This window comes from Methanorbis rubei (assembly GCF_032714495.1).
GTDB lineage: Archaea > Halobacteriota > Methanomicrobia > Methanomicrobiales > Methanocorpusculaceae > Methanocorpusculum > Methanocorpusculum rubei.
This window is the reverse complement of record NZ_JAWDKB010000012.1, coordinates 1-4204: the sequence shown is the minus strand read 5'-3', so window position 1 is coordinate 4204 and position 4204 is coordinate 1. Positions and strand designations below refer to the sequence as shown.

Genomic DNA, 4204 nt, shown 5'->3' with positions numbered 1-4204 from the left:
TTACTGCATCAGTGGAAAGCGTGGTGTTTGCCGCAGATGCTGCGCCCATTAACAGTGCGAATGAAAGAACTACAGCCAGAAGCGCCATAATTTTCATGTTTTTGTTCAAATTTAATTCCTCCTAAGTGAGGAAGTGACCTTTTCTCGAACTACTACACAAATTACACAATAACTTACAATCCCAGAATAAAAACGATCTCTCACAGCAACAAACAAAGCATTTATCCTACATCCCTACTAAAATCCCCACACAAAATCCATAAAAAATAGATCTCAATCCTCTTCTACAATCAACGAAATGCCTCTACACGAACAACGCCCAATCGTAGCAAAAGTACGTGGTAAGCACCGCCAATTTCAGACACAAAATATTGAATCCTACGAATCCAAAACCAGCCCGCATACTTATATCCCGACCCAGACCACACTATAATATATGTACTGGTACGGGTCGGGAACCGACATCTCAACAGACCCCGCAGAAGTTGCCGCACGAATTCGCACGGCAAAAACTGATATGACAAAATATGTTCCTTGCGACTGGAAACAGGCACAGCAACTCGGTCTGGTAAAAAACCGGCACGACTACATCGAAACCCTCTGCCGCTCCACAATACACATGTCCGAGGAAGGTATTGCCGCATGTTCACAGGAAAAAGACGTTGAACTGCTTCAGATGGTCAGAACACTCGACGAAATGGACACCGTGATCAACCTCCTCACTGAACGGCTGATCGACTGGTACATCTCAATCACTCCTGCATTTTCCCGCAAGTACCGCGGGTCCGCGGCCGGAGCCGCAAAACTTCTGCCGATGATTGGAAAAAACGGGACTGAATCGATGAAAAAAATTGCCAGAGAAATTCTGTCGATGTCAAATGCCAGAACAAATCTGATGAAGGAAGTTTCGCGGATTGCAGTCTCAGTAATTCCCAACATGAGTGCTCTGGTGGGCGGCCTCGTGGCCGCCCGCCTCGTGTCGCGTACCGGCAGCCTCGCGGCTGCCGCAAAAATGCCCGGTTCATCAATGCAGGTAATCGGAGCCGAAGGAGCACTCTTCTCTCACATCCGTACCGGATCGCCCTCGCCGAAACACGGCATTATGTTTCAGCACCGGCGTGTTCACAACGCTCCCCGTGAAGTCCGCGGTCATGTAGCAAGAGCACTTGCAGCAAAACTGGTGATCGCAGCCAGACTGGATTACTATCGGGGAGAGCTTGATGCGAAGTTTGTTGACGAAGCAAACGCGAAGATCGATCGTCTGATGGAGGCGGAGAAATGATCTCAATTGACGGAACACTGGTGTCAGCCGGCGAAGGCGGCGTGTACGGCGAACGGATGGTTGGCGGACATCGGGTGTGGGATCCGTACCGGAGCAAGTTGTCGGCACTCTGGTATCTGGACAAGTCCACGGATCTTTCTTCGGACGCCGTTGTTCTGTATCTTGGTGCGGCGAACGGAACGACCGTTTCGCATGTGGCAGATTATGTGGAATCTGTGTATGCGGTAGAGTTTGCCCCGCGACCGATGCAGGATCTTCTGATGGTTGCAAGGAAGCGAAAAAATATCGTGCCAATCTTTGCGGATGCAACACAGCCGCAGAGGTATGCTCCGCTTCTTGAAGCGGCTGATATTATTTATCAGGATGTTGCCCAGCCGAATCAGGCTGGCATTGCGATCAAACATCTGCCGTTTTTGAAGAAAGGCGGAGTGTTGATTCTGATGCTGAAGACGCGAAGTGTCGACATCAGAAAGAGTCCTGAGGAAGTTTTTGCTGATACGTGCGAGGAACTGTCGCGTGCAGGACTTCGGGTTCAAAAATCTCTGTGGCTTTCGCCGTACCATGCTGACCATGCGGCGATTGTGTGCGAGCGGTTGTGAAGGATTTTATATGTTTTTGACGCAGGTACTGGTATGAGTCGGTTTGTGTTTAGTCCGCTGTCTGTCTGGCTTTTGCTGGGACTGATTCTGCTGATTGTTGTCGGTCTTCCTCTGCTGTTTCTGGGAATTATTGGTGCGGCACTTTCTCATCTGGGATTCAGCTTCTGGGTGATTGTGGGTCTGCTGATTCTGATTGTTGTGGGAAGTTTTGTGAATATTCCGTTGTACACGATGCATCCGAAGGAGGAGCGGACGAGAAAACCCAGCGGGCAGTATGCGCCGTCAATGTATGATACGATGTACCGGACCGACCGCTGGCCGGTCGAAGAGCGGCGGGGTATGGATATTTCGGTGAATGTGGGGGGAGCTGTGGTGCCTGTTCTGATTTCGGTCTACCTTGTTGGTCTGGTGGTGTTTGGTTTTGTGCAGACCGATGCATGGTTTTTGGTTCGGATGCTTGCGGCGGTCGGTATTGTGACGTTGGTGGTGTATCTGGCGGCTCGGCCTGTGCGGGGGATTGGTATTGCAACGCCGTTTTTTGTTCCGCCGCTGGTGACGGTTGCGGTTTCTCTGATTCTCTGCGGTGGGTTCGGGCTGCCTGCGGCAATTATGGGATTTGTTGCGGGAACGTTTGGGACATTGGTTGGTGCAGATCTGCTACACCTCAGGGAAGTATATGATGAGGGTGCAGGGATGCTTTCGATTGGCGGAGCCGGTACATTTGACGGGATTTTTCTGACAGGGATTATTGCGGCGCTTCTGGCGTCGTTTTGATCTTTTTTGATTTCGAGGGGATTGGGTGTGACATCAGAGTTGTGTTCGATAAAATATCGTTATGTTAATTAAGGGTTAATGCGTATTTAGTAAGGCAATATAGCCCGTTAGTGTAGTGGTCAATCATGGGGGACTCTGGATCCTCCGACAGCAGTTCGAATCTGCTACGGGCTACTCGTTTTTATTACTGTTATTATATTATTCTTCAAAGCACAATGTTATGCTATGAAGGTTATTCGTGCGCCGAGTCTGGGGCGTGCTCATGAGTTAGTTGTCCGGTATATTTTGCAGGAGGGAGACTTTCTGCGAACTGAGAACGGGGAGGATACGGTTGAGACGGATGAGGTTTGTCTGAGAGTTGAGACCCCGTTCGAGTCACCGATGGCGTCCTCCAGCTCGCGGTTTCGCGAGGCGTTTCTTGAGTCGTATGCCCACAATCTTTTGTTCGGGTCAGATGCGGTGTTTGAGTACGATTATCACGGTCGGCTGTTTGACTGGGGATGCGGGTTTTCTGATGAATCGGGGGAGATCCACACCGATCAGGTCAGGTATATTATTGAGAAGCTGAAGGAAAACCCTGAGTCACGCCGTGCGGTGGGTGTTACGTGGTGCCCACCGGTTGACGGGAAGCTTGGGGACTGTCCGTGTCTTCAACTGGTTCAGTGCGTGGTGAGAGGCGGCCGGCTTGATATGAAGGTGGTGTTCCGGAGTAATGATATGTTGTCTGCTGCGGGAGCGAATATGTTTGCTCTGGCAAAGCTTCAGGAGTTTATCGCAGGCGAGGTAGGGGTTTTGGTTGGGTCATACACGCATATTTCTCTGGTGCCGCATATTTATTTCAGACGTGATGCGGCGGATATTCCGCCGTTCTGTCAGAAAGGGTCTGCGTTTACGCCGAGCGAGGATGTCTGCCGGGCGTGCGGCGGATGTGCTCTGGCACGGCGATAATTTTTTTTTAATTTTTTTGAAAAGAGCTGTGAAGATGGCAATGTTCCGGACATTTGAGTCAAATGTCCGGGTGCATACATCCCATTTAATGTATGTCGGGGGCGACGTGGGGAGTTCTATCATGTTACTCTACCCGGTGATTTGGGTATGAGGTATAGAATAAAATGAGATGTATGCCGCTACTTCGGCCGATGATGATCCACCGGTTATCCTACTTGTGTTCTCTGTAGAGATAAGTAATTATTGGTCACAAATTAGGTTTTGCTATTTATCAAATAGGAATTTAGGTGGAATTTATGATGTTGTTAAAAAAATTTAGCTCCTTTTTTTCTGAAAAGTAAGTGAGCGATTGAATTGTTTGTTCGCTTACTTTTTCGAAAAAAAGAATCAACTTCTTTTTGTGACGTCAGATTGCGTAATTCTCGCTTGCAAAAATAGAATAAGTCCTCTTCTTTTCTTACTGTACTGTACTTTGAAGTACAGTACATAGTAGTAGTAGTAGTAGTAGTAGTAGTAGTAGTAGTAGTAGTAGTAGTAGTAGTAGTAGTAGTAGTAGTAGTAGTAGTAGTAGTAGTAGTAGTAGTAGTAGTAGTAGTAGTAG

5 protein-coding genes and 1 tRNA gene are annotated in these 4204 nt (G+C 48.5%); 5 read left to right on the top strand and 1 reads right to left on the bottom strand.

The genetic code is table 11. The annotated features are described in order from the left end of the window. Positions 1-436: 436 nt before the first annotated feature. The 5 genes from McpCs1_RS09265 (at position 437) to McpCs1_RS09245 (ending at position 3603) form a co-directional block, all read left to right on the top strand. Positions 437-1282, top strand: coding sequence for an NOP5/NOP56 family protein (locus tag McpCs1_RS09265; RefSeq protein WP_338096970.1), 846 nt, complete (start codon positions 437-439; stop codon positions 1280-1282). Next, positions 1279-1881 (top strand): fibrillarin-like rRNA/tRNA 2'-O-methyltransferase, encoded by a 603-nt coding sequence (locus McpCs1_RS09260; protein ID WP_338096969.1) that lies wholly within the window; start codon positions 1279-1281, stop codon positions 1879-1881. Before McpCs1_RS09265 ends, McpCs1_RS09260 begins: the two co-directional genes overlap by 4 nt. Before the next feature lie 33 nt (positions 1882-1914). Beyond that, entirely contained in the window at positions 1915-2655 is a 741-nt protein-coding gene (locus tag McpCs1_RS09255; RefSeq protein WP_338096968.1) for a DUF1614 domain-containing protein, read from the top strand. 101 nt (positions 2656-2756) lie between these two features. Continuing rightward, positions 2757-2829, top strand: a tRNA-Gln gene (locus McpCs1_RS09250). Between the two features lie 51 nt (positions 2830-2880). Next, a complete protein-coding gene (locus McpCs1_RS09245) occupies positions 2881-3603 on the top strand; it encodes a thymidylate synthase (protein WP_338096967.1) in 723 nt (240 codons plus the stop codon). Positions 3604-3990: 387 nt separating this feature from the next. Here the strand turns inward: McpCs1_RS09245 and McpCs1_RS09240 are convergent. Further along, on the bottom strand, positions 3991-4204 hold a 214-nt coding region (locus McpCs1_RS09240; protein WP_338096966.1), incomplete at its 5' end, for a hypothetical protein.